Origin of the sequence: Chitinophaga alhagiae (genome assembly GCF_003568665.1) — a bacterium.
Taxonomy (GTDB): Bacteria; Bacteroidota; Bacteroidia; order Chitinophagales; family Chitinophagaceae; genus Chitinophaga; species Chitinophaga alhagiae.
The window spans coordinates 299306-324760 of the sequence record NZ_QXMH01000005.1 but is presented as its reverse complement, the minus strand read 5'-3'; the positions used below and the strand labels follow the sequence as shown (position 1 = coordinate 324760).

At 53.8% G+C, this 25455-nt stretch carries 26 protein-coding genes and 1 tRNA gene; 8 read left to right on the top strand and 19 right to left on the bottom strand.

Annotated features, from left to right (window positions below; all coding sequences use genetic code 11):
- Positions 1 to 3211: immunoglobulin domain-containing protein (locus D3A97_RS23505; protein WP_157986727.1), on the bottom strand; the 3211-nt coding region annotated here is incomplete at its 3' end.
- Positions 3212 to 3661: 450 nt separating this feature from the next.
- Here D3A97_RS23505 and rpmI point away from each other — a divergent pair.
- On the top strand, positions 3662 to 3859 hold the full coding sequence (rpmI, locus tag D3A97_RS23500) for a 50S ribosomal protein L35 (protein WP_119081001.1): 198 nt from the start codon (positions 3662 to 3664) through the stop codon (positions 3857 to 3859).
- A 39-nt stretch (positions 3860 to 3898) separates the two neighbouring features.
- Entirely contained in the window at positions 3899 to 4243 is a 345-nt protein-coding gene (gene rplT, locus D3A97_RS23495; RefSeq protein ID WP_119081000.1) for a 50S ribosomal protein L20, read from the top strand.
- A 96-nt stretch (positions 4244 to 4339) separates the two neighbouring features.
- On the opposite strand, the gene ispE is transcribed toward rplT, so the two are convergent.
- The 4 genes from ispE to D3A97_RS23475 all read right to left on the bottom strand — a co-directional run bounded on the left by ispE (position 4340) and on the right by D3A97_RS23475 (position 7681).
- On the bottom strand, positions 4340 to 5146 hold the full coding sequence (gene ispE / locus D3A97_RS23490) for a 4-(cytidine 5'-diphospho)-2-C-methyl-D-erythritol kinase (protein WP_119080999.1): 807 nt from the start codon (positions 5144 to 5146) through the stop codon (positions 4340 to 4342).
- Between the two features lie 4 nt (positions 5147 to 5150).
- Complete coding sequence (locus D3A97_RS23485) at positions 5151 to 5753, bottom strand: bifunctional nuclease family protein (RefSeq protein ID WP_119080998.1); 603 nt, start codon at positions 5751 to 5753, stop codon at positions 5151 to 5153.
- Positions 5754 to 5924: 171 nt separating this feature from the next.
- Positions 5925 to 6896 (bottom strand): electron transfer flavoprotein subunit alpha/FixB family protein, encoded by a 972-nt coding sequence (locus tag D3A97_RS23480; RefSeq protein WP_119080997.1) that lies wholly within the window; start codon positions 6894 to 6896, stop codon positions 5925 to 5927.
- Positions 6897 to 6940: 44 nt separating this feature from the next.
- On the bottom strand, positions 6941 to 7681 hold the full coding sequence (locus D3A97_RS23475; protein WP_119080996.1) for an electron transfer flavoprotein subunit beta/FixA family protein: 741 nt from the start codon (positions 7679 to 7681) through the stop codon (positions 6941 to 6943).
- A 90-nt stretch (positions 7682 to 7771) separates the two neighbouring features.
- On the opposite strand from D3A97_RS23475, the gene D3A97_RS23470 reads away from it, so the two are divergent.
- The gene (locus tag D3A97_RS23470) at positions 7772 to 8086 is read left to right on the top strand and encodes a tetratricopeptide repeat protein (RefSeq protein ID WP_119081024.1); all 315 of its coding nucleotides are present in this window, start codon (positions 7772 to 7774) and stop codon (positions 8084 to 8086) included.
- A gap of 11 nt (positions 8087 to 8097) precedes the next feature.
- Positions 8098 to 9435, top strand: coding sequence for a tRNA lysidine(34) synthetase TilS (tilS, locus tag D3A97_RS23465; RefSeq protein ID WP_119081023.1), 1338 nt, complete (start codon positions 8098 to 8100; stop codon positions 9433 to 9435).
- On the opposite strand, the gene D3A97_RS23460 is transcribed toward tilS, so the two are convergent.
- Together D3A97_RS23460 and D3A97_RS23455 are read right to left on the bottom strand one after the other, a co-directional pair.
- Positions 9415 to 10032 (bottom strand): rhomboid family intramembrane serine protease, encoded by a 618-nt coding sequence (locus D3A97_RS23460; RefSeq protein WP_119080995.1) that lies wholly within the window; start codon positions 10030 to 10032, stop codon positions 9415 to 9417. The genes tilS and D3A97_RS23460 overlap by 21 nt on opposite strands.
- A gap of 27 nt (positions 10033 to 10059) precedes the next feature.
- A complete protein-coding gene (locus D3A97_RS23455; RefSeq protein WP_119080994.1) occupies positions 10060 to 10533 on the bottom strand; it encodes a 23S rRNA (pseudouridine(1915)-N(3))-methyltransferase RlmH in 474 nt (157 codons plus the stop codon).
- Positions 10534 to 10661: 128 nt separating this feature from the next.
- Here D3A97_RS23455 and D3A97_RS23450 point away from each other — a divergent pair.
- A tRNA-Arg gene (locus D3A97_RS23450) sits at positions 10662 to 10735 on the top strand.
- 215 nt (positions 10736 to 10950) lie between these two features.
- Positions 10951 to 11910 carry a hypothetical protein gene (locus tag D3A97_RS23445; protein ID WP_157986726.1) on the top strand — a complete coding sequence of 320 codons (960 nt, stop codon included), beginning with the start codon at positions 10951 to 10953 and terminating at the stop codon, positions 11908 to 11910.
- A 58-nt stretch (positions 11911 to 11968) separates the two neighbouring features.
- Here the strand turns inward: D3A97_RS23445 and D3A97_RS23440 are convergent, their stop codons facing one another.
- The 7 genes from D3A97_RS23440 to D3A97_RS23410 form a co-directional block, all read right to left on the bottom strand.
- Complete coding sequence (locus tag D3A97_RS23440; protein WP_119080992.1) at positions 11969 to 12994, bottom strand: terpene synthase family protein; 1026 nt, start codon at positions 12992 to 12994, stop codon at positions 11969 to 11971.
- Between the two features lie 105 nt (positions 12995 to 13099).
- Positions 13100 to 14827, bottom strand: coding sequence for an ATP-binding response regulator (locus tag D3A97_RS23435; RefSeq protein ID WP_119080991.1), 1728 nt, complete (start codon positions 14825 to 14827; stop codon positions 13100 to 13102).
- A gap of 161 nt (positions 14828 to 14988) precedes the next feature.
- Positions 14989 to 15228, bottom strand: coding sequence for a DUF6755 family protein (locus tag D3A97_RS23430; RefSeq protein ID WP_119080990.1), 240 nt, complete (start codon positions 15226 to 15228; stop codon positions 14989 to 14991).
- 23 nt (positions 15229 to 15251) lie between these two features.
- Positions 15252 to 15752 carry a Rieske (2Fe-2S) protein gene (locus D3A97_RS23425; RefSeq protein WP_119081022.1) on the bottom strand — a complete coding sequence of 167 codons (501 nt, stop codon included), beginning with the start codon at positions 15750 to 15752 and terminating at the stop codon, positions 15252 to 15254.
- A gap of 7 nt (positions 15753 to 15759) precedes the next feature.
- Positions 15760 to 16335, bottom strand: a complete 576-nt coding sequence (locus tag D3A97_RS23420; protein WP_119080989.1) for a 4Fe-4S dicluster domain-containing protein — start codon at positions 16333 to 16335, stop codon at positions 15760 to 15762.
- A 9-nt stretch (positions 16336 to 16344) separates the two neighbouring features.
- Positions 16345 to 18558 (bottom strand): molybdopterin oxidoreductase family protein, encoded by a 2214-nt coding sequence (locus D3A97_RS23415; RefSeq protein ID WP_119080988.1) that lies wholly within the window; start codon positions 18556 to 18558, stop codon positions 16345 to 16347.
- Between the two features lie 24 nt (positions 18559 to 18582).
- Entirely contained in the window at positions 18583 to 19650 is a 1068-nt protein-coding gene (locus D3A97_RS23410; protein ID WP_119080987.1) for an MFS transporter, read from the bottom strand.
- An 82-nt stretch (positions 19651 to 19732) separates the two neighbouring features.
- Between D3A97_RS23410 and D3A97_RS23405 the strand changes: the two genes are divergently transcribed.
- Complete coding sequence (locus D3A97_RS23405) at positions 19733 to 21232, top strand: MFS transporter (protein WP_119080986.1); 1500 nt, start codon at positions 19733 to 19735, stop codon at positions 21230 to 21232.
- Positions 21233 to 21269: 37 nt separating this feature from the next.
- Positions 21270 to 21722 carry an RrF2 family transcriptional regulator gene (locus D3A97_RS23400; protein WP_119080985.1) on the top strand — a complete coding sequence of 151 codons (453 nt, stop codon included), beginning with the start codon at positions 21270 to 21272 and terminating at the stop codon, positions 21720 to 21722.
- Here D3A97_RS23400 and D3A97_RS23395 read toward each other — a convergent pair.
- The 5 genes from D3A97_RS23395 to D3A97_RS23375 are packed head-to-tail and all read right to left on the bottom strand — an operon-like array spanning position 21719 to position 25413.
- Positions 21719 to 22486 carry an ABC transporter permease gene (locus D3A97_RS23395; RefSeq protein ID WP_119080984.1) on the bottom strand — a complete coding sequence of 256 codons (768 nt, stop codon included), beginning with the start codon at positions 22484 to 22486 and terminating at the stop codon, positions 21719 to 21721. The two genes, D3A97_RS23400 and D3A97_RS23395, sit on opposite strands and share 4 nt — an antisense overlap.
- Positions 22480 to 23199, bottom strand: a complete 720-nt coding sequence (locus tag D3A97_RS23390; RefSeq protein ID WP_119080983.1) for an ABC transporter ATP-binding protein — start codon at positions 23197 to 23199, stop codon at positions 22480 to 22482. The genes D3A97_RS23395 and D3A97_RS23390 overlap by 7 nt, the downstream gene beginning before the upstream one ends.
- On the bottom strand, positions 23196 to 24419 hold the full coding sequence (nosD, locus tag D3A97_RS23385; RefSeq protein ID WP_119080982.1) for a nitrous oxide reductase family maturation protein NosD: 1224 nt from the start codon (positions 24417 to 24419) through the stop codon (positions 23196 to 23198). Before nosD ends, D3A97_RS23390 begins: the two co-directional genes overlap by 4 nt.
- Positions 24419 to 24835, bottom strand: a complete 417-nt coding sequence (locus D3A97_RS23380; RefSeq protein ID WP_119080981.1) for a nitrous oxide reductase accessory protein NosL — start codon at positions 24833 to 24835, stop codon at positions 24419 to 24421. The genes nosD and D3A97_RS23380 overlap by 1 nt, the downstream gene beginning before the upstream one ends.
- Complete coding sequence (locus tag D3A97_RS23375) at positions 24832 to 25413, bottom strand: hypothetical protein (protein ID WP_119081021.1); 582 nt, start codon at positions 25411 to 25413, stop codon at positions 24832 to 24834. The genes D3A97_RS23380 and D3A97_RS23375 overlap by 4 nt, the downstream gene beginning before the upstream one ends.
- Positions 25414 to 25455: the final 42 nt, after the last annotated feature.

Below are 25455 nucleotides of genomic sequence, written 5' to 3'. Positions count from 1 at the left end.
TCTGTCCTGCAGGCAGCGTTACGGAAGCGTTGCGGTCTGACCAACTGCTGATGGATGCACCTGCAGGGAGCGTGCCGCTCCACAGGCCGGTACCCACGGTAGGGTTGGCGGCGGCGAGGGAGAACTGATCATCGTCACAATGTTCCTGGTTATTGCCTGCGTCAGCGGTAGAGGGATCTTCGTACACGTTCACGGTTACGGTAGCACATACGGTGTTACCGCAAGGGCCGCTGCTCACTGCTTTTACATAGTAAGTAGTGGTAACGGTGGGCGTAACGGATATAGAGGCCCCTCTGTCTACTTCAGTGCCATTGCAACCGCCGGTGTACCATACCCACTCAGCCCCGGTACCGAGGGTACCTGATACGGTGAGGGTAGCGGAGTTGCCTGCGCAGATGTCGATGCTGGGCACGGCAATGGTGGGGGGAGTAGATGGTTCGGCAATGGTCAGCTCAAACGTAGTTTCCGCATCACAAATACCGGTGGTACCCGCATTCTTCCTTACAACAGCACGGAAGGTATAAGTACCGGCAGGAGCAGATGCGCTGTAAGGTATAGAGAAGCTGGAGCCGCTCAGGGTAACGTTCATGACATCCGTGAAGCCCGGCAGCGGGTCTTCTGCTATCAGATCGTACCTGGCGGGTGTGCCGGAAGTGGTGAACGGTATGCTGAACGTGAGATTGGACGGGTCTATACAACGGCTGGCGTCTGATACGGCAATGGTAACAGGCGGCAGTACATTGAGCGTTACGTTCACATATTTTGGCGGACAGGTACCGGTGCCGGTAGGGCCGCTCACCGTCCACCGCACGGTGGCGGTAGTAATGCCATTGAGCAGGCTGATGGGCGCGGCAGGGTTGTTCACCTCTGCCGGGTCTATATACACGTTGGCATTGGCGGGCGTTACCGTCCACCTGCCTGTATGGCCGAGAGACGCGTCTGGCGTATTGGCGTCCATCACAAAGTCCGGGGAACACTGTGTGATGTTATTAGCTGCCACAGTAGCCACCGGGTTGGTATTGAGCCTGAACACCCTTTCCGCGGTGGTAGAGCAGGTGGTGCCGTCTGCCGTTACCGTCAGCCGTATTGTTACATCCGTATTCAGCGGCATGTTGGTCAATGTCGGCATATTGGGATTGGTACCGTTCGGCGTAATGGTAGCGCCGTGCGGATCGCCCACAATTTCCCAGGTAGCGGAGTAGCCGGTTTGCAGGGAAGCGGTGAGCGTAAAGTTCTTGGTTACGTCAGAACATTGTATGGGCGATGTAGTGGTAATAACGGCCGGGATGGTCCTGGCAGACGTTATATCAATATCATCAGTGATCACGCAGACGCCGTTGGTAACGGTTACCGCGTAATTCTGTGTAGCATTGCCTGTAGCCGGCGATGTAATGTCAATGGTCTGTGTGGTCTGGTTGCCGGGCGTCCAGCGGATGGAGTAGGCGGCGTTGTCTGCACCGGCATCGAGCGTAACGGGCGTGTTCACGCACACTCTCATATCCGGGCCAAGTTCTACTACCGGCCTTTCGTCTACAATAATTTCAGCGCTGGTAGTTCTGTAACAAATACGGGGAGTATGCGTGGTAGGCTCATTACCGTATTGTACTGAACCGGTTACCGTATAGGTACTAGTCACGCTGGGGCGTACGTAGATCTCGTTGGCCGGTTGCGGTGTACCTTCCGGCCATGGCGTTACTATGTCAGGCCCCGTGAAAACGAATGTTTCATACCCGTCTTGCGAAGGCGTTTTCAGGTAGTTGGCCGTCAGCTTCGTCATATCGCCCTGGCATATTCTGCCTGCCGCGGTAAGGCTGGGCATTTCCAGGATGCGCAGTGTTACGAAGTTGGACGGTGTATAACAGCTCCGCCCGCTGCCCTCGTTGCCGGCTTCAATTACCATTAGCCTGTAGAGGTATGTGTTCTTTTCCGGAAGTGTACCGGTAAGGATGCTCAGCGTAGGCGTGGTGGCACCGGTATAACCGGGATCTGATGGCGATATCAACTGCCAGTCGTTACCATCCTGTTTGTTGATCTCCCAGGAGTATACGGGGTTGGTGAAATAGTCAGCAGGTGTAATGACAGAAGTAAGGGTCAGCGCCGCACCGGGACAAACAAGGTTGTCTGTTACAAACTCGCCATCAATATAGGAGTGGATCCTGGGGCCGCAATATTTAAACTCGATGTCATCTATCGCAATGTCGTTACCGCAACCACCTGGGTTGTTATTCGCGATCTCCACCCACACTGATTCCTGGCCGCCGGCCAGTTCCACGGTACCGCCAAACTGTTGCCAGCCCGCCAGCCGCTGCTCTTCTGCAGAGAGATCGGGCCGGGAGAGGTCCATAGACACGTCGTTGGTGTTGAACTGTTTGATGATGGCATTGGTGACAGCGTTCCTGATAATGAAAGTAACCCCTGCATAGCGGTAGGGGTTGGCGTCAGTGTTTTGGCAGACATTGTCCAATACTTCTCTGGAGTTCAGGTTAATGAACCAGGCGGAGAAATTATACTTTGCTCCCGGGCAAAGGTCGGTTACCAATCTTTTATAGAATGTTTTTTTCTCGTAAGACGAGTTGGCGATCAGCATACCGCCGCGGCCGTTCCGCGTGTGGTCTTCCACATAGTCCCATTGTGTTTTACCGCCGTCCTGCGAGTTCCAGTGAATGCTGTACCAGTTGTCAGCCAGGTCCGGGCCTTCTTCATCAAACTCGTATTCAATAGTAGCTACCGCGGGGTCTACGCGCCTCCTTGCATTATCCCCGATAGGGAATTGACCGAAGGTTTCCTTAAAGTCCGAAGAAGGTGAGAAATCGCCCTGACAAACTTCCATGGTACAATCTTCCACTTCGATCTCTGCTGTTTCCTCATAGTAGGAGCTGCTATTTCTATACACACGGGCCCTGAGCGAATATACGCCCGTCTGCATGAGGTTAATGGTCATGGACTGCCCTTTGGAGCCTATATACCGGAACAGTGGTGCATTGGCCGCCGAAGGGGTATTATTGGATGTCTGGTTAACGATTGAACCATCAGGCAGCGTGATCTGCCAACGCACATGGTCTACGGTGCCTTTATCGGACCGGAAAGCGCGAACGCTGGCGTAGGCATCCAGGCACACTTTTCTGGGGTAGGTTATATATGCGCTTTGCGCATCCGCCGTTAGTGTGCCTGTTAATATAAATAATAGGAATAGGAGTAAAAATCTTCTCATTGTCGCAACAATTAGGTGAAACATTAGCCTTGTAAGGGAAAAATACAGGGCAGGTCACAGCCGGAAGGGCAGGAGGTGTCTGTTGATGTAAATTGTTTGGAACAATGAGGGGCGTTGGATGAATGGCCCCATTTCACAGGTGTAAAGAATCGATTTCATAGGCTTCGGTTATTCGGTACTTCAATAGGTATATGGATCAAATTTGAATTTATCTGAAATTAAAATTAATGATAATATAGGAATAACAAAAATAGGAATTTCCCGCAAGATGCTAAAAAAGCATGTTATTGCTGTTTATAAAGTATGAGGCGATTTGAGAGTCAAGCCTTTAATCAGGTGGAAAAAATGTTAACTTTTTTTTGGGCAGGGAGGAAATAAATGAATTTTTTTGCCTGGCGTGCGACTTTTATCAAATAATTAGCTACCTTTGCAGACCAAATTCGTAGTATAATGCCTAAAGTAAAGACTCATAGCCGTGCGAAGAAGACGTTTACGGTGACCGGCAGCGGGGCGATCAAACGCCCGAAGGCTTACAAAAGTCACTTGTTGACTAAAAAGTCCAACAAAAGAAAACGTTCACTGAGAGGGAGCACCCTGGTGGCTGATGCAAATCTGAACCTGGTGAAGCGTATGCTCGTACTTCGCTAATCTCATTTTATTCACTAAACAAGTTTTAAAAAGCATAACATGCCTCGTTCAGTAAACGCAGTTGCGTCCAGAGCCAGAAGGAAAAAGATCCTGAAACAAGCGAAAGGCTTCTACGGTAAACGTAAAAACGTCTATACCGTTGCCAAGAACGTTCTGGAGAAAGGCCTCACTTATAGCTATGTTGGTCGCAAACTGAAGAAAAGAGAATACCGTACTCTCTGGATTGCCCGTATCAACGCTGCAGCCAGGGCTGAAGGTCTGACTTACTCTCAGCTTATTCACAGATTGACAGAAAAACACATCGGCCTGAACAGGAAAGTACTGGCTGATCTGGCAATGAATGAGCCTGAAACTTTCAAAGGCCTCGTAGCCTCCGTGAAATAGGACTTTTACATTCAAGTATACAAGAGCCGGTAACTAGCGTTTCCGGCTTTTTTGTTTTATGCATCCCCCCGGCCGGCGGGGCAAGGGTACGCGGTATCACATCCTGAATACCCTGTAATGCGCTTCCCACCGCATTTCCGGTATCCCGTTCTTCGGAAAAATCCCCACCACGGCAGAACCGCTGCCGCTCATAGTGGCAAATACGGCCCCATGGCGGTACATCTTTTCCTTAATGCCCCCAATCACGGGGTAAGCGGCAAATACCGGCGTTTCAAAATCGTTCACCAGCTGTTCCTTCCAGGCGGTTACGTTGGCCCAGTCTACCTTTTCAAGCGGCAGAGCAGGGGCGCCGGGCGTCAGCTGCCCAAAGGCCCAGCCCGTATTAACGTGGATACAGGGGTGTACCAGTAAAAAAGACCATTGGCTCAGGTCCAGCGGCAGGGGCGTTATCAGCTCCCCGCGGCCACGGGCCATGCAGGGCGTATTCCTGATAAAAAAGGGGCAGTCGCTTCCCAACCGGGCCGCATAGGCTTCCAGTTGCGCTACAGACAGGCCCAGATTGTACCGGGTATTGAGAATGCGAAGGGTAAAAGCCCCGTCTGCCGAGCCGCCGCCCAACCCGGCCCCGATGGGAATGTTTTTGTGAAGGTGCATGTGTACCGCCGGCAGTTGGGGAAAGTTCTGCTTCAGGAGATCATAGGCTTGCCGGCAAAGGTTGTTGCCTTCATCTCCGGGAATTTCTATGCCGCTATGGGAAAAAATGGGCTCTTCGGCCGTTACGATCTCGAGGGCATCGTACAGGGGCAGGGGGTAGAAGACGGTTTCCAGGTCGTGAAAACCATCGGCCCGCTTTTGCAGCACGTGTAAACCCAGGTTGATCTTGCAATTGGGAAAAAGGACCACAGCGTTATTTACTTTTTCGGCTATTGATCTCGTCTCGGATGGCAATGGCCCTGATATAGTCTTCCTGCTCCAGCACCTCCTGCAGCAGGGTGTTCAGCTCGTCCAGGTTCAGGGCTTTGAGATCGTCTTCCGCACCTTTCTCATGTTCGGAAATGGCAGGGCTGCCGGCCGGTTTGGCTGCTTTCTTGCCCGCAGGGTCGTCCAGCAGAATGCCGGCGCTGTTGAGGATGTTCTCGTACGTATAAATGGGGCAGCCAAAGCGCACCGCCAGCGCCAGGGCGTCTGAGGTGCGGGAGTCTATCTCGATGGTATCATCATTATTGGAACAGATCAGCTTGGAATAAAAGATCCCCTCCTGTAAATTGCTGATTATAACTTCATGTAATTCAATATTGAATGCATTCATGAAGTTTTTCATTAAATCGTGCGTCAGGGGCCTGCTCGGCTGCATTTTTTCCAGCGCTACCGCAATGGCTTGTGCCTCAAACCCGCCAATTACTATCGGCAAACGTCTTAATCCGTTCACTTCTCCAAGCACCACGGCGTAAGAGTGGGTTTGTGTAATACTATGCGACAAAGCAACTATTTCCAATTCTATTTTTCTCATACTGTCATTACGCGTTAGCGCTCACGTTTATTTCGGAGTAAGACGTGAAGTTAGAAAAATAATCGATATCTAAAAAGCGCTGGCCGTAGACAATTGGCAGCCAATCCATTTTCAGGCGCCCTGAACGCCCGGCAGACCGGCGGCCCATCTTCCACGGCCAACGAGACATAATTAATTTCCTTTATATTTCTTGACGGCCTCGGTCAATTTGGGCACTATCTCAAACGCGTCGCCCACTATACCGTAGTCTGCCGCCTTGAAGAAGGGGGCCTCGGGGTCTTTATTGATCACCACTATCACCTTGCTGCCGTTAACCCCTGCCAGGTGCTGTATGGCGCCTGAAATACCAATAGCCACGTACAGGTTGGGCCGTACGGTAAAGCCCGTCTGCCCAACGTGCTCATGGTGCGGCCTCCAGCCGGAGTCAGCCACGGGCCGGCTGCAGGCGGTGGCGGCGCCCAGGGCATGGGCCAGGTCTTCTACCATCCCCCAATTTTCGGGCCCTTTCAGGCCTCTGCCGCCGCTTACTACTATTTCAGCCTCGGTCAGGGGCACTTCCCCGCTCACGGTTTCCGATTTCACCACTTTTACCCTGAAATCCGCGTCATTTACGGCGGGGCTGAAAGCCTCCACGGCCGCGGTGCCGCTGCCGGCTTCCAGGCTGAACGTGTTGGGCAGTACGGATATGATCTTCTTTTCGGAGGTAATATTCACATTGGCAAAGGCCTTGCCGGAAAACACGTTCTTCTTCACCACAAAACCGCTGGCCGTATCGGGCAGGGAAATGGCGCCGGCCACCAGGCCCGCTTTCAGCCGCGCCGAGAGCTGCGGCGCTATGGCGCGGCCGGAAAAGTTATGAGAAAAAACAACAATGCCGGCATTTTCTTTGGCTACCGCCTCGGCCAGCACCTTGGTGACCACCCCGGCTTCCGGTTCGTTCAGCCGGGCATCGGCCGCATGCAGCACCTTTGCGGCGCCATATTGGCCCAGCAAGGCCAGTTCTTCAGCGGCCACTTCACCCAGTACTACGGCCGTGGCGGCGGTACCGGTCTGCTGCGCTACTTTGGCGCCGTACTGCACGGCTTCCAGGGCTGATTTCTTGATCTTTCCTTCAAACTGATCGGCAAATATGATAACAGACATCTGATTAGGTTTAATAAGTAAAAAATAGCAACAACCGGCCTTGTCTAGATCACCTTGGCCTCTTCGTGCAGCAGTTTCACCAGCTCTTCCACGTTATCCGCGGGTATCATCTTTACGCCGGCCTTGGCGGGCGGCAGCTCAAAAGATACAATGGCGGTAAGGCTTTCGGCAGCCACAGGCTCAATTACTTTCAGCGGTTTTGTACGGGCGGCCATAATGCCGCGCATGTTGGGAATGCGGGCTTCCGCCATTCCTTTCTGGCAGGATACCACTACGGGCAGGCTCACTTCACACACTTCTTCACCGCCTTCTATTTCGCGGCGCAGCGTGGCGGTTTGCCCGCTAAGGTCAAATTTCGAAGCAATGGAAACATAGGGCAGGCCCGTCAGTTCGGCCACCATGCCGCCAATGCCGGAGCCGTTGTAGTCAATGGTTTCCTTGCCGGTGAAGATAATATCGTAACCCTCCTGTTTGGCATGGGCCGCAATCTGGGAGGCTATATAAAAACTGTCAGCACTGTCTGCGTTTACACGGAAGGCCTCGTCTCCGCCCAGCGCCAGCGCTTTGCGGATCACGGGCTCTGTGTCTGCGCCGCCTACCGTTATCAGGTGTACCGTTGCGCCCTGCGTTTCCTTCAATTCCAGCGCCCGTACCAATGCGTACCACTCGTCATACGGATTGATGATGAACTGCACGCCGGCCTCACTGAATTTCGTGTTGTTGTCTGTGAAAGCTATTTTTGCAGTCGTGTCGGGCGTTTTACTGATACATACTAATATCTTCATAACCGTAAACTGTTTTGTTTAAAAATGCAGTGTAGGCAAATATATGGGATTTAGGTATTCAGCCCGTCCGCTTTTAAAATTAGCATGTACATGGACAGAATAGCACAACTGAAAGCATTTTTGGAAGGCAGTCCGGGAGACAGCTTCCTGCAGCACGCACTGGCGCTGGAATACATCAAGCTCAAAGATGATGCCGCCGCCCGTGGCGTTTTTGAGGCCCTCCTGGAAAAAGAGCCCGGCTATGTTGGTTCCTACTACCACCTGGGCCGCCTGCTGGAGCGAACGGGGGAGCGCAATGCGGCCATTGCCGTGTACGAGAAGGGCATGAGCGTAGCCCGTGAAGCGCGTGATATGCATGCCTACAACGAACTGCAGGCGGCCTATGAAGATTTGACGGACGAATAATGCCCAACCGGATGACAGAACAGTTTACACATTACATAGCCACGGAGCGGCTTTTTGACCCCGCCACACCGCTGCTGCTGGCCGTAAGCGGCGGGCTGGATTCCGTAGTGCTCACGCACCTCTGCGTACAGGCAGGCCTGCGTGTGGAAGTGGCGCATTGCAACTTCGGGCTGCGCGGCGCGGAGTCTGACCGTGACGAAGCCTTTGTTCGGCAACTGGCAGCTGCCAGCGGTTTGCCTGTTCATGTGAAACACTTTGATACCACAGCTTATGCCGCCTCACGGCAATGCTCCATACAGGTGGCCGCGCGGGAACTGCGCTACGCCTGGCTGGAAGAGCTGCGGCAGCAGCGGGGAATGGCCTTTATTGCTACCGCCCATCACATGCAGGACAATGTGGAAACCTTCTGGATGAATATCTCCAAGGGCACCGGCATGGCGGGCATGCACGGCATACTGCCGCGGCAGGGCTGCCTGGTGAGGCCGCTGCTTTTTGCCACGCGGGAGGAGATTGCCGCGTATGCGGCGGCAAACGGGCTGCAACATGTGGAAGACAGCTCCAATGCAACGGACAAGTATACGCGAAACTATTTCCGCCACCAGGTATTGCCGAAACTGGAAGCTGTTTTTCCCGAAGTAGTGAAAAACACCGGCGCTACCATACTGCGTATGCGGGAGGCTGAAACCCTTTACCGGCAAGCCATTGAGGTACACCGTAAAAAACTGGTGGAGCAGCGGGGCGCGGAGCATTTCATACCTGTGCTCAAACTGCAGAAAGCCGTGCCGCTGGCCTCCATCTTGTATGAACTGCTGAAACCCTTTCATTTCAGCCCCTCACAGGTGCAGCAGGTGCAAGACATGCTCGGCAGCGGGCCGGGCAAATGGATAGCTTCTCCCACGCACCGCCTGGTGCGGGACAGGAGCTGGCTGATCATTACCCCGCTGGAAGCGGCCAGCTCGGCGCATTTTGTCATAGAAGAAGGGCAGGAGGTATTATTGCTGCCGGAAGAAGCGGAAATCAGGATGCAGGTATTGCCGGCGGAAAATACCGCGCTGCCCGCATCGGCAAACATAGCCAGCCTGGACAAAAGCCGGCTGGAATTTCCGCTGCTGCTGCGCAGATGGAAACAGGGGGATTATTTTTACCCGCTGGGCATGGAGAAAAAGAAAAAGCTCAGCCGCTTCTTTATTGATCAGAAACTCTCACTGCCGGAAAAGGAAAAAATATGGGTACTGGAATCCCGGCACCGCATTGTATGGGTGGCCGGCATGCGTATAGACAACCGTTTCAAAGTAACTCCTTCCACAAAAGAGATCTACCGGCTGCAGCTAAAAAGAGGGGCTCATTAATTTGGCGATGAATATCTTGAACAGCTCTGGTTTGAGCACAATGGGGAATACCAGGCCCAGCACGGCGCCCCAAAAGTGAACATCGTGACCGATATTGTCCATGCCGCGTTTGGACATGTACCAGGAGTAACCCAGGTACAGTACCGCAAAGATCACGGCCGGAATGGGGATCAGCCCAAAGGGATAAATGGTGTACCACGGCTCAAATATCACAATAGAGAACAATACGGCGGAAACGGCGCCGGAAGCGCCAATGGCCCGGTAGCCGAAGTTTTCCCGGTTCCTGAAATAAGTAGATACCTGCGGCAGCACCAGGCCCAGCACATACAGCAGCAGAAAATAAATTTTGCTGCCAAAAACAACGGCATAGATCTGCTCCATGGCCTGCCCGAAAAACCAGAGGGTGAGCATGTTGAAGATAAGATGCATATAGTCGTTATGCACAAAGCCTCCTGTCAGAAAGCGGTACCACTGGTTACGCTCGTGAATCATGTAAGGCCAGAAGCTCAGTTTGTCTATCTGGTCAGGCCTGCCAAAGGAAGTGATAGATATCAGCGCCGTAAAAATAATAATGATGAGCGTTATGGAAAGGGTCATAATTTTTCAGTTAAGCTGTAAAAATAATCATTGATGATGATATTTCTCGTTGTTGAGCACAGTATAAGCCCGGTAAAGCTGCTCGGTAACGATGAGGCGCACCAGCTGGTGGGGAAAAGTGAGGGCCGAAAGTGAAAGTTTGGTTTGCGCGCGCTCCAGCACGGCGGTATCAATGCCAAAAGCGCCGCCGATGAGTATGATAAGCTGGCGCGTACCGGCATTGGCGCGCTGTTGCAGGAAGTCTGACAGCTGCAGGGTGGTCATGGTTTTACCCCTTTCATCGAGGGCCAGTAAATAGTCTTGCGGCTGCAGCATATCCAGTATCATTTTCCCTTCCTGTTTTTTTAGTTCCGGAACAGAAAGGCTGCCCGCCTGTTTCACGGTAGGGATCAATTTGATATCGAAATCTGTGTAATGCTGTAATCTCTTCTGGAAAATTTTGATGCCTTCGTTAATGTAGGCATCGTTTTCCTTGCCAATGCTCCAAAGCTGTATTTTCACGGGTTTCAGCGTTTTAGATGTTACGCCAAAAGTAAATGGAAAAAGTAAAAGGGGAAGATTTTTTGAAAAAAGATTTGCAGAAATAAAAAATCTCCCTACATTTGCATCCCGTTCAACACAATACGAATGGCTCCGTAGCTCAACTGAATAGAGCATTTGACTACGGATCAAAAGGTTTCAGGTTTGAATCCTGACGGAGTCACAAAGAACGGCAAACCCGGTAAATGAAAGTTTACCGGGTTTTTTCTTTTGGTGATAACAGCAATTTCTTTAATCGTTCATCAAGCTGCTCCGGGGCACCGCCGGAATTTTTAATACTACCCGCAAAACAGCTATTCCGCCGGAATACCTAAATTTGACAAAGCGGCGCAGGGAATGACCGGCAGGGCAGTGACCGCTTTTAAAACCGTATGATGTATGACGAGGTACTACCTGTTGTGTTTGCTGTCTGTTCCATGCTTCTTTTCCTGCGGCACCACCAAAACCATTTCCAAAGTGCAGTTGCAGGCGCAAGCTGTAAGCTGCGCGCCCACTACGCCACGCAATTATGTATGGCAGACGCCTGATCTGCACCGGCCGCTTACGCCGGCCATGCTGGCGCGCTTCTCCAAAAAAAGCTGGCAGCTGGCCAGCTTGCTGGGTATTGAAGGTGAGCTGCTGCAGCTCATGCAACTGGAAGAAAAAGGGAAAGCGGCTTTCACCACGGAGGACCGGCTGCAATGGCTGGAGCTGAAGCAGCATGTGGCGGAGCGGGTAGACCTGGCCTCGCTGGAAATATCTGCCACGGCGGCGGAGCTGGATTGTGAAGAAGAGCGGGCAGACCAATACAAGGAGCTGCTGCGGGAAAAAGTGAGCAAGGCGGAGCGGAAGATCACGGTGGCGGCCATCATTACCGGTGCGGCCACGGGGTTGCTGGTAGGGGTAATGAACCTGTCTAACAACGGCAACGAAAACCTGTCTGAAGAAATAGCCATCACCGGTGGTATTGCAGAAGCCACACTGGGCATCCTGTCACTTAAAATAGACCGCAACATTGTGTTCAGTCATGGCAGGAACCATTTGCAAGACATCTGGTTCGGCGCGGATTCTACCAACAATTTTCCGCCGCTCATCTGGTATTACCTCAACCTGCCTTTTAACGCAGGCGCTCCTTCCTTGCGGGAATCACTGAAGGCGCAATGGCTGTCTATGGACCAGCTGTCTCTGAAAGACCGCGGCAGCCTGTATTTCGGGGAGGGCGGAAAATATTCGGCGGATGAGCTGGATGACCGTTCTGCCATGCTGGACCAGTTGGAGGCAAGGATATCTCTCATGAAAAAAGACCTGCAGCTGATCACCAAGGAGCTGATCGAGGGCAAGCCCGGCACGGCAGATTGAATATACAGGGGCTGACCAAATGGAATGGCCAGCCCCTGTTTGTTTGGTGTAAAACCGTTTACACGGCTTCTTCCATCAGGTAATGGTCCCTCACTTTCCGTACGCGTACATGCTCATCGTACTCGTATTTGTAGCGGGAAGTTTCATAGTCGCTCCAATCTATGTTGGCGCGCATGATGTTCTTTAACCCCGCCACGTACCGCAGCAGTTCCTGTTTCATCACCGGCCCTTCGTCCGGCAGGTTGCGGGTGAGGGCAATGAACTGCGCTACCTGCTCGTCGTGAATTTTGCAGGCTTTTTGAATGGCCGTTTCTATGGGTACATTCATTTCGTGGCCCAGCAGCACTACCAGGTTGTGATAGTCGCCATGCCCCTGTTCCTTGCTGAGCGAAAAGAGGTCGTTGGCCCAGCATACCGTGTTGCGGCACAGTTTGGTCAGCTCTACCACTACCGGGTGGCTGTAGAGGCGTGCCGGCAGCCTGATGTTGTCTGCCACGGCAATGGTATCTGTGGCAATGTTGGCCGCGCCGAGGTATTGCCGCCGTTCCATGTAGTCCCGCAGTGAGGGCCAGCGGCGGACCTTTACATTTTCATGCTGCCAGATGGCGGCGTTGAAAATGTCTTCAATGCTGGCAATGAACTGGCGCTGCCAGCCCTGGGTGCTCATGTTCTTCATACGGTGCCACAGCTCGGAAAGCGCCATGAGCACGGGGTTGCCCGACTCCTGGCCAAATTCCGGTTTCCGAAGGGTGTAAATGAACCCTTCAATAATGCTGCGTACGGAATGGTCTCGGCCCTCGGAGGCAGCTTCTTCTTCCTGGTGGTCAAGATAGTCGTCCAGCAGGAACAGGAGGGTGTTCAGGTCGGTAAAGGCGCAAAGGGCCTCATAATCCGCATTCGGGAACATTCTGGCTACCATCCATGCAAAGCCTTGCTGGCGATAATGTTTCAGGTGTTCGGGAGAGCGCACCAGGTTGAAGCGCATCAGCCAGTTGGCGGTGTGTTGGTCCGCGTTGGCTACATTGCAATTGATAAGGGAGGGAAACGGGCAATAGAGCCGCCCGGGAAGGATGACTTGTGGCATAACATGCATCTTTTAAAAGGTTTACTGTAATATGAGTGTCTATGAATATAAATATATTCAAGATACGTCATGCCTGATAAGATGCACTACCGTTATATTGAAATATCAGTTGCCAACGAGTGACAGGGCCCCGGAAATGATGGCCCTTACTTTGGGGAAATAGACGGGTTTGGTCAAAAAACCGGCGGCGCCCTGTTGCATGGCTGCTTCCTGGTCTTCTGCAAACGCGCTGCCGCTTACAAAGATCACCGGGATGTGCCGCAGCACAGGCTGGGCCTTGAAACGGGCCAGCAGCTCCATGCCGGGCTGATCGGGCAATTCCATGTCCAGCAGCACCAGTTCCGGTTTTTCCGATACGGCTAGTTGGTAGCCTTCTTCCCCGGTGGCAGCCGTAATAGGGCGGATGCCGATGGAAGAAAGGTATTTGCACAACAGTTCTGTGCTCATCCTGTCATCGTCGATCACTAATACGGAAACTCCTTCGGGTATGGGGAAATGGGCGGGCCCGGGCTCGTTGATGGCGGGCGCCGGGTCTTCCAGGTAGGGCAGCGTTACCCTGAACACGGTGCCGTTGCCGGGCTCGCTTTCCACTGCAATTTGCCCTTTCAGCATATTGGCCAGGTTTTGCGCAATATGCAGCCCCAGGCCGGTGCCATAGGCGTTAGACTGGCGGGTGGTGAAAAAGGGATCGAAAATATGTTTCACCTGCTCCTGATCCATGCCCATGCCCTGGTCCCGCACAGACAACATCCAGCCGCCCGCCGCGCCGGATATATGAACGGTCACTTTGCCGAGCGGAAAAGAGAACTTGATGGCATTGTTCAGCAGGTTATTCAGTATCTGCGTTACTTTCACCGGGTCAAAGTTGATCTGCTCCGGCACATCGTCATCTACCGTGGCCAGCACGTCTACCTGTTTGAACGCGGCGTGCTGGGCAAAAATTTCGGTGGCGTTGTGCAGCCATTCCCGGATGTTGATCTTTCTTACTACCAGCGCATGCACCTTGCCGCTTTCAATACTGGCCAGCTCCAGCACGTTGTTGATGATCTCCAGCGCCAGGTGGGAGGAGTGGTACAGGCTGCGGTGGTACCTGGGGAGGTCTGCCGGCACATACTCGCCGTTATGGAGAAACTGGCTCACGCTGTGAATGGCGTTGAGCGGCGCCCGCAGCTCGTGGGTGGTTTCCCGCACGTATACGCTTTTAGACGCGCTTACTTTCTCCAGGTCTTTATTGGAGCGCTGTACCTGTTGCAGCAGGCTGCGGCTGTTCCTTTCGTAGTAGAACAGCACAATGCCGTTCAGGAACAGGATGACAGCTATGGAGAGGCTGCGGAACAGTACCTGCAGGCTGGTATTGATGGGAATGGGCTCCACTACATGGTAGTGGGCGTTCAGTTCCAGCAGCACCATGGTAATGCAGCTGAAGAGGATACACAATATGCGGATGTTGCGCTCGCGGAAAAGCAGCAGTGGCGTACCTACCAGGAACACGGCCATGAGCTGCGCATCAACAATGCGGCCCAGCAATACCCCAAAGCAGATGGTGGCCATACATTGCGTGATATGGCTGAACAACCCGGCCATGAAGTATTGCCGGAGGTAGTTCAGCAGAATGACCGTGCCAAACAGGGCCGTTTCTACCAGTGCCGGGTACAGGATAAGCCGGCTGCCGGAGAGTACGAACAGGAAAATGCCTATGAAAAATGAGAGTGAGCCGGTAAGTACGCTGATCACATTGGTGGTGTGCACCCTTTTGTTGAGCTCTTTGTTCTGTGTATCTGCCCCGGCATGCAATAATTTGGCGAGTGCGGGAAATTTGTCAAGGGAAAGCATGGATATTCAGTTAGGGTGCATATCGATTAACCTACCTAATATACGGAATTTTCGTATACACGGTTCATACGGTTAGCGGCCGGTGGCGTTATAGGATTTAAGAAACTGCTGCGAAGGTAGTTAAATGATGTGGATTTTTAATATACATGCTGTTCAGGCGGTCAGCGTTTTCTTCCCGGTAAAAAATAAAGCAGCCCGCAACACGCCAGAAAGAGGAAAAAAGAGGCGATCAGTGCGGGAATGGCAACATCCTGGTTATGTTCCAGCGTATTGTTGAGGCCGCTGTACAGCAGCCAGATCTGCAGGGTGATCAATAGTATCTGCACTACAATGATGGCCAGTGTGAGCGTGCTGACCTTGTTGGGATGCGCCTGGTCCTGCGCTCTTCTGAAATTACTCATGGCAATTATTTTTAGCCGGCTGTTCAGGCCGGGCCGTTAACATATACCTGGCCGCTTTCCACCACTACTTCCAAAGCGGGCAATGGTCTTGGCGGCGGGCCTTGCACCACCTCGCCGGTGTTGGCGTCAAACCAGCCGTTGTGGCAAGGGCATTCTATTTTGCCGGTGCCGGCTTTATAGAATACGGCGCAGGAGAGGTGGGTGCATTTCTGTTCATATGCTTTGAACTGACCGTTTTCAAGGTGGATGAGGATGTAGGGCGTATTGCTGCCCGGGAGCAGGAACGAGCGGGTGCCGCCAGCGGGCAGCTCGCTCACGCCGCAAACCGGGAACCGGCCCGCCGGCTCGCTTTTCCCTTTCCAGAAAGACCGGATGGCCACGTACCCGCTGCCGGTGACCATGGCGGCGGATATGAGGCAGAGCATGCGTGAAAATTCCCGGCGGGTCACCAGACGGGCTTCTTCCTGCCGGTACGGGAAATCCCGTTGCCAGTCTGGCGGCTGCGGGTATTGTTTCGTTTCCATCTCTTTATTATTCATGTACATTCAATACGGTGGCGCCTTTCGGCATCATAATATTTACTTTGGTGTTCACCATTTCATGGCCGAAGCGGAAATGGTTCACCGGGTCGCTTTGCGGGCGCATGTGGCGCATCTCTTCACGGGTGCCATAATACAGCGCGCCGCTGGGGCATACGGTGGCGCACATCGGTTTTTTACCGGCGCTGGTGCGGTCGTAGCAAAGGTTGCACTTCATCATCAGGTCATACTTTTCCTGCTTGAACGGCACGCCGAAGGGGCAGGCCATTACGCAGTTGGAACAGCCGATGCAGCGGGCGGTATTGGCGGTGTGTACTACGCCAAATTCGTCCTTGCTGATGGCGTCTGCCGGACAAACACGCGCGCACACCGGGTCTTCGCAATGCATGCAGACCTGTACGGTGGTTTGAATGGTATGCGCACGGTCTACATAGTTGACGTGTATCATGGATTCCTGTCCGTTGGTCTCACATTCCGCACAGGCCACCACACAGGCCTGGCAGCCGATGCAGCGCTGCATGTCTATGAAAAATTCCATCTCTGACTTGAAATAATTGGCCGTTTCCATATGCTCGTTTTAAATGCTGTCAAATGCGGTTTCTGATCCGGGTTGTGATATTTGCCCGCTCGGCTCCAGCCTGCAGGCGCATACCTTGAACTCCGGTATTTTAGACACGGGGTCAAGCGTACCGGGTGTCAGCTGGTTGGCAGATTTTCTGCCGGGCCAGTGGTAGGGGATGAACACGGTATCTTTCCGGATGGTGTCTACAATATTGGCGGGAAATTCCGCTTCCCCGCGCCGTGTTACCACCTTCACCTTTTCCCGCTGGCGGATGCCGTAACGGGCGGCCAGTTCCGGGTGTATTTCCAGCAGCGGTTCGGGGAACTGGTCTACCAGCTTGCCGATGCGCCGCGTTTGCGTGCCGCTCAGGTATTGAGACACTACGCGGCCCGTGGTAAGCGTTACGGGGTAGTCCGCATCCGTTACCTCTCCCGGCGGGCGGTAGCTCACGGGGTTGAAATGCGCCTTGCCATCAGGCGTGGCAAACTTCCGGTCTTCCCAGAGCCGCGGTGTTCCCGGGTGGTCAAGCGTGGGACATGGCCAGAAAATGCCCATGTTCTGTTCTATTTTCTCGTAGGTAATGCCGTAATAGTCTGCCGTGCCGCCTTTGGACGCCACGCGCAATTCATTAAAGATATCTTCGCTGCTGTTGTAGCTGAACTTGTCTGCCGCGCCCAGCCGCGCGGCCAGCTCCAGTATAATAGATGTATCTGTGCGGGCGTTGGCGGGCGGTGTAACGGCTTGCCTGATGCGGGTTACACGGCCTTCCGCGGTGGTAACGGTGCCATCTTCCTCTTCATGAAGGGAACCGGCCAGCACCACATCTGCATACCGCGCCGTTTCATTCAGGAAAAAATCAATAGACACGAAGAACTCCAGTTTTTCCAGCGCTTCGCGCACGTAGTTGTTGTTGGGCAGCGATACCAGCGGGTTAAAACAGATAGACAACAGGCCTTTCACTTCGCCGCGGTGAATGGCTTCTATCAGTTCGTAGGCGGTATAGCCTTGGCCGGGCAGTTCTTTTTCATCAATGCCCCATACGCCGGCAATATACTGGCGGTGCTCGGGGTTGTTGATATCCCGGTTGCCAGGCAACTGGTCACATTTATGCCCGTGCTCGCGCCCGCCCTGGCCGTTGCCCTGGCCGGTGATGGTAGCGTAACCGCAATAAGGTTTGCCGATGCGGCCGGTAGCCAGTACGAGGTTGATGCAGCTGAGCACATTCTCTACGCCCTTGGAGTGATGCTCAATGCCGCGGGCGTGCAGCAAAAAGCTGGTTTTGGCCTTTCCCCACCATTCCGCCGCCTGCTGTATCTTTTCTTTGCTTACGCCGGTAACGGTTTCCGCCCATTCCAGCGTGTAGTCTTTCACGGCTGCAATGGTATTTTCAAAGCCGGAGGTATGCTCGTTAATGAAATCATGGTCCAGCAGGTCGTTATCCACCAGGTACTTCAGCATGGCGCCGTAGAGGGCGGAGTCTGTGCCGGGCCTTACGTCCAGGTGGAGGTCCGCGGTGCGGGCCAGGGGTATGAGGCGCGGGTCTGCCACTATCAGTTTGGCGCCATGGTCACGCGCCTGCCACAGCCAGTAGGTGAGCGTGGGGAAGGTTTCGCTGACGTTGGCGCCGCAGATGAAGATCACTTCCGCGCCTTTGAGATCTGAATAGTTGTTGGAACCACGGTCAAGCCCAAACGCTTTTTTATTGCCGGCGCCGGCGCTGACCATGCAGAGGCGGCCGTTATAGTCGAGGTTCTTTGTTTTTAATGCTACGCGGGCAAATTTGCCCATCAGGTAAGATTTTTCATTGGTGAGGGAAACGCCGGAAAGCACGGCAAACGCGTCTTTGCCGTATTGTCCCTGTATACGGTGCATGGCGTTAACGGTGGTGCTCATGGCGGCATCCCAGCTCACGGGCTCAAAACCTTTGCCTTCTACCCGCCGGAGCGGGGAGAGCAGCCTGTCCGGATGATTGTCCTGCAAATACCGCTGTACCCCTTTGGGGCAAAGGCGGCCTTCGTTAAAAGGAAATTCCATCCAGGGCTCAAAACCTACCACGCGGTTGTCTTTCACCAATAATTTGATACCGCATTGCATGCCGCAAAAGCAGCAGTGGGTGGGTACGGACTTGTCCGGCTCATCGCGGCCGGCATAGCCCTCCCTGGGCGTGTAATTGAGATGGGGCCCGAAGTCTGCCACCAGCTTCTCCGGGTCTACGGGTAGTTTTGCCATACGGTTTTCAATGCGTTCGTGATGTTAGCCGAAATAACGGCCGCTTTCCTGCCGGGCTTTCAGATGCGCCTGGGCAATAAGGGACCTTTTGCCTTCCGGGCTATAGTCCAGGTGCGATCTTTGGCCGTCTATATTAAAATCAATGCCTAATTCCTGTGTAAGTTCCTTGAGATCGTCTACATGTTGCTGCGGCGTGTATTCCTTGCCGGTATGAAGGCATTTGGCCATGCCTTTGCGCCGCCCTTCCGCCTGGTAGAGGTATACGCCTATTTGCGCGGGCCGCTGGATGATGTGGAAGAATTTCCCGAACGGTATCCACACCAGGAAGATGATAACGGTTACGGCGTGGGTAACGGCCATGAACTCGTAGGTGATACCTTTAAGGAACACATAGTCATACGTAAGGCCCAGCCCCGTTACGGAAATGGCGGCCAGCAGCACCAGGGGCAGCCAGTCCCCGCCAAAGCTCTGTGTGGCAATGAGGCCGCCGTTGGTGAAACGACGGTACATGAACAGCCCTACGCCAATGATCACGAGCCAGGAGCTGATGCTGAGCACGTTGAAGATCAGGAAGGCGATGAGGGAGCCCAGCCTGAACTCGAACAGCTTGAAGCCGAACACATGCGCCTCGTAGAGGTTGGTGCTTTCAGGATGTATGCTGGTAGCAGGGTTCATGGTAAAGTGGATCCAGCCCAGCGTGAGGGGGATGGTAACGGCAAAGGCCAGCATGCAGCCGGTGGCCATGAGGAAGTGGCCCCACCAGCGTTTGCCGCCGCGCGGGCGGATGAAGTACTGGAACCCGATGTTGCGTACGGATTTGCGGACAAACAACCATGCATACGGGAGAAAACGCCCGCTGAACAATATCTGCCACGTGCGTTTGAAATACAGCCAGGTAGGCGGGCGCTGCAGCCATACGGTGTAACGGTACACAATGCCGAACGTGGCGAACACCGTACCGAAGAGGTAGGCAATAAGGGCGGCGTCAAAATTCTGCAATTTACGGGAGCCGGCAAATACGAGCGCTATCAGCAACAGTGTGGCGGCGGTTGCCACCCAAAAGGCTTTTTTATTGAGGTGGTAACTGAACATTTTTATTCCTTTCGCGTTGACCTCTTAATCTAACACAGGTTCACTCAAATAGTTTATGTAATTTAAGAAATAAATTGCATGTATGGAGCAACAATATCCTACCGGTGCCGCCTACCGCGTGCTCTTTTTTAATACGCTGGCTTTTACCGTATGTTTCGCAGGCTGGGTGCTGAACGGCGTATTGGTCACTTTCTTAATGGACAATGGTATTGTAGACTGGACATTGGTGCAGGCCGGCTGGCTGCTGGGCATACCGGTGCTCACCGGTTCGGTGATGCGCCTGCCGCTGGGCCTGCTTACAGACAAGATAGGCGGGCGATGGGTATTTGGCGGATTGATGCTTTTCTGCGCCGTTCCGTTGTTCCTGCTCTCTACCACCACCAACTATTCCCTCTTCCTGGTATTAAGTTTTTTATTCGGCCTGCTCGGCGCCAGCTTTGCAGTAGGCGTGGGCTTTACGTCTGTCTGGTTTCCCCAGCAGTGGCAGGGGAGAGCGCTCGGTATTTTCGGAGTGGGCAACATCGGTTCCGCCATCACCACCATGGTAGCTCCTTCGCTGCTCATCAAACTGACCGGCAACGGCGCGGAACCTGACGGCTGGAAAACGCTGCCGCTGATCTACGCCGGTGCGCTGGTAGTAATGGCCATCCTGTTCATGCTTTTCACCAGCAACAAAAAACCGGAAGGGGCGGGCAAAACATTGAAGACCGCCCTGAAGCCGCTGAAGAGCCTGCGGGTATGGCGTTTCGGATTGTATTACTTCCTGGTGTTCGGCTGTTTTGTAACGTTTTCCCAATGGCTGGTATCTTACTTCCTCAACGTATACAACACCGGCCTGGTAATGGCTGGCATGCTGGCATCCTGTTTCAGTTTACCGGCAGGCTTGTTCCGCGCGGTGGGCGGCTGGCTGTCTGACAAGTTCGGGGCCCGCAAGGTGATGTACGGGGTGCTGGGCGCTTCGCTGGTGATCAGCTTCCTGCTGCTTGTTCCCCGCATGGAAATATTTTCTCCCGGCGCCGGTATTATGGCCACACAGGCCGGCACCGTTACCGCCGTAAACCCCAATGGCATTACCGTAGGTGATAAATTGTACCCGCTGCAGGCGCGTGCCGCTCACCCGGAAGACAGCAGCCGCAAGCAACTGGTGTTCCCTACCAAAGAAAGCTGGCAGGAAGCGGCCGTACACCCCGGAGACCAGGTGTCTAAAAAACAGATACTGGCCACAGGTGTTACGCGCATTTATTTCCAGGCCAACATTTGGGTGTTTGTAGGCCTCATCGTATTAATGGGTATGGCCTGGGGGATAGGCACCGCCGCGGTATTCAAACATATCCCTGAATACTTCCCGAAAGAAGTAGGCATTGTAGGCGGCATGGTGGGCATGATAGGCGGCCTTGGCGGCTTTGTAGGCCCCATCCTGTTCGGTTACCTGCTCAACCTTACCGGGCTGTGGACCAGCTCCTGGTTGTTCATCTGCCTGCTGTCCGCTACCTGCCTGGTGTGGATGCATGCCGTGATCACCCGCATGATGAAGAAAGGCGCGCCGCATCTGGCAGATAAATTCGAGTTGCCGCATCAGTAATTAAATATATTTTTGCAGCGTAAATAGCCGGCAAAATATGCTTTCCAAATCCGCTGAATACGCGCTTAGAGCCACCATATACATAGCTTTGAAAGGTACTGAAGAAAAGAAGCTGGGCATTGAAGAAATAGCCCGGGCCATTGATTCGCCCCGTTCTTTCACCGCCAAAGTGATGCAACTGCTGACAAAGAACAATCGTGTGGTCAGCTCCGTGCGTGGCCCTAACGGTGGCTTTTACCTGACGGACGCGGCGCGGAAACTGCCCGTGAGGGCGGTGCTGGAAGCAGTGGGAGAGTACGAGGTGTTCACCAAATGTGTACTGGGCCTGAAAGAGTGTTCGGAAAGCAGGCCCTGCCCCATGCATGAGCAGTACCGTTCCATCAGGGCGCAGCTGCGCCAGATGTTTGAGAAAACCACCATCCAGTACCTTGCGGAAGAATTTGACAGCGGCAGGCTGGTGATCGGCAACCGCCCGCCCAAGGCCCGTTAAAGGTCTTTTTTCCTGAATACTTTCACCCCCAGCAACAACGGAATCAATACCCAGCATACCAGGCTTGCGGCAGCATATATACTGCCCGCGGGCGTGCCGAGGAACTTCTTGAACAGCGCCCCGGAGTATCCCATCAATACCGCGGCGTCCAGTTGCAGCAACATCAGCACCCGCGCAAGGTCTACCGGGTTAAAGGTCATCAGCGCTATCAGCGCCTTGTCTACCGGGTAATCACTGAACGCATAGATCAGCATCATCAGCAGCCCGTCAAAAAGAAGGGTGAAAAACAGCGCTACTACAATGGCGGCGCCAATGCCTCTTGTTTTATCTTTTGTCAGCACAAATACCAGCAGGGCAATAGCACTAAAAATGCAACTGAGCACTACGCCGGTAAAAATGAGGATGAGCGAAGGCAATGCCGGGGCCAGTAATAGTAAAGGCAGGCCTACGCCGGCCACAAACGCCACCGAGAGGGAAAATGCCATGCCGGTGTAAACGGCCAGCAGCACGCGTGTTCTTTTTACGGGCTGGGAGAGCAGCAGCTCAATAAATTCCAGGGAATTGAAGAAGTAGATGGTGGCAAACAGCGTGGTAATGACCGGCACAAACAGCAGGGTGATGTTGAGCAGGCTGAGCAGCGCCTTGCCGCTGCCGCCTTCCAGGCTCAGGAGGCTGACGGACAACAGGGCCAGCACCAGTGTGTACACGGCCACAGACCGGTTTCTCAGCAGATCTATCAATACATATCGGGTAATGGTCAGCATGGCAGGAGTTTTGGCGCCTGCATAATAGCGGCAATGATCTTGTTCAGTTTATTTTCTCCGGTTACGGTCTCCAGGTATTCCACACTTTCATGAAACACCAGCCGCCCGTCTTGCAGGTAAATGACGTGGCTGGTGAGCCCGTCCAGGTCACTGAGCACGTGCGAGGTGATCAGCACCAGTTTGCCGCGTGCGCTTTCAGCGGCCATCTTTTCTTTCAGCAGCTCGCTTGATACGGGGTCCAGGCCAGCGGTAGGCTCATCCAGTATGTAGATATCCGGTTTGAAAAGAAAAGCCAGGCAGGCGCTTACCTTTTGGCGGGTACCGCCGGAAAGGGTGCGCATTTTTTTGTGCCGGATGGCGTGCAGGCCAAAACCGGTATAGAGCGTGTCATCATAGTCCGCCTGCTCTTTCCGCACGTCCTTGATCATGTGAATGACCTGTTCTATGCTCATGTTATCAGGGTAGCGGCCTATTTGCGGCATGTAACCGATACCGGCGCGGTACCGCACGTCTTTTCCAACCGGTTTGCCGTGAATGGTAATCTGTCCTTTCTCTGGTATGGTAAGCCCGAGAATGGATTTGATCAAGGTGGTCTTTCCAGAGCCGTTGGGCCCAAGGAGCGACACCACCTGGCCTTTCTCCAGCTGCAGGCTGATATTGTCCAGCGCCTTGAAGCGGCCGAACGTTTTGGTGAGTTTTTCTATTCCGATCATAAGTTCCATTTTCTGGTGCGGGGCATGTTGTCCCGCAACTGGTCCGGTATAATGGCCGGCACCATTTTTTCGGCCTGGTCCATGATGTTGGTCAGAAAGCTCCGGTACAGCAGCATGGTGGCCGGTATCCTTTCCGAGAGAACGGCGTAGACGCTTACCGGGTGGTACGGCACGTCGCCGTTGCCATCCCGGTCAAGGTCATAGCCGTCGTATTTATCCCAGTAATTGAAGGTGTAACTGTTCAGCATGAGGGTGCCGTTGGTGGCCACGTCAAAAGAATTGCCCAGGAAGTTGTTCATCCTGATCTTGTTATTGTCACAATTGGCCTGTACGCGCATGGCCCAGCCATTAGCCTGAAATTCGTTGCCGGCAATGTCTATGCGGCTGGTGCCGTCCATAAATATGCCGATGGTGTTCTTGTGGAACCTGTTCAGGATGATGCGGCTGTCTGTGATGTCTTTCAGCAGCATGCCGTACGCGGCATCGCCCCAGTTATGGTAGAAGTTGTTCTTGTACATCACCACGCCCCGGGTATACATCACGGCTACGCCGGCGCCGTTTGCGCGGAACGTATTGTGGCTGTAAACATCGTTGTGGGAGAACATGAAGTGCAGGCCGTACCGGATGTTGTTGGAGGACAGGTTATGATGCACCCCGGAAGCGGTAACAAACTCGAAGTAGATACCATCCCGGTGGCCGCTGATGGTGTTGTCCCGTATCTGCAGGTGGCTGCATTTCCAGGCATGTATGCCGTTGCCGGATTGCAGCTCGTCTCCGGCGGCGGCGCTGATCTGGTTGCCGGACACGGTGCAGTGCGTGCTGTTTTGCAGGTACACCGCATACGTGGTGTTGATGAACCGGCAGTTGCGCACCTGTGCCTGGCTGACCTGCTGGAGGCGTATGCCCGCCATGTCTGTAAGGCTGCTGCGGCCGGTGTGTTGCAGGGTAATGCCCGCTATCACCGTACCGTTTGCTGTTACGGTCAGCAACTGGTATTTGTTCTCACCATCCAGCACGGGGTAGTTGTCCCCGATGAGGGTGAGGGATTTGCGGATAACAATATCGTGCTGACGGTACAGCCCGGGAGCCAGTATTATGGTATCACCGGGTTGCGCCCTGTCCAGCACATCCTGCAGCGGTGCGGAAGGGCCGGTCCTGATCACGGTGGCACTGGCGGCGGTGGTGAACAGCAGGCAGCATGCAATGGTCCTGATCAGCATTATGGCAATGTTTCCCAGTTGAGTAATTCTAGTTGAAGACTGTCTTGCAGCGGCTTGGCCTTGTCTGGTCTGCTAAATGCGGCCAGGTTGCCGTTCATGGGGCTGCCGAAAGATTCGTGATGGAGGTACACGGCCGTGGCGGCATTGAGCGGAGCGGCCTTGCCCGCGGTGTAATCGTTCACGAACAACATGCTGCCCGGCAGCTCGGTGGTGAGGGCGCGCATGCAGCTGATGTCGTCAAACTTGTACACTTTCCCTTTGGGGGTAACTATCTCCGCGGCAAAACGTGCGTCCATGATCGTCATTTTACAATGCGCGCAGGCGTCTTTCCCATAATCTATCGGTTCATACGCGGGCGTGCAACCCGGCGCCAGGCAGGCGGCGGCCAGCAGCGCGGCCATTACATATTTCATCATATCATTTTTTTAGCGCGTTTCCATTCGTACACAGAAACAGCGGTGAGCAATACAACGGCCGCAATAAAAAACCACCCGCCGGCATCCGGCTGTGACAATGCTTCAAAATTGAGCATCTTCTTGTACCCGATCAGCGGCGGCTGGTAAGCCATGCCCGGTACTTTGATAGGCGCTGAAGGGTCGAGGTTGTGGCCGTAATCATACTCCCACTTCCAGAAGTCGTACATGGAAAGGGCGGCCATGGCGAGCAGCAGGGCCGTCCATATATAAAAGGCCCGGCGCCGGTTGCGCAGCAGCACCACCAGGCCCAGCACACAAAATATGCCGAGGGCGGCAGGCAGGTACACAAATTCCCGGAAGTCTTCCTTGTGGATGGTTTTCATGCCAATGTAGTGATTGAGGCCGTTGATGATGTCCACATCGCCCTTGATATCATTGATCCATATCTGCATGAAGATGCCTTCGGGGTATTGCGGCGCGGCCAGGTCTATGCGCCACATGGGCACAAACCAGAGCGTGGCAATACAACCGATGGCTATAAAAATGCTGACTTTGGCAACTATGCTTAACTTGTTCATGAGTTGTTTACAAGGGGCAGCGCTTTTGTTGCGCTGCCCGTT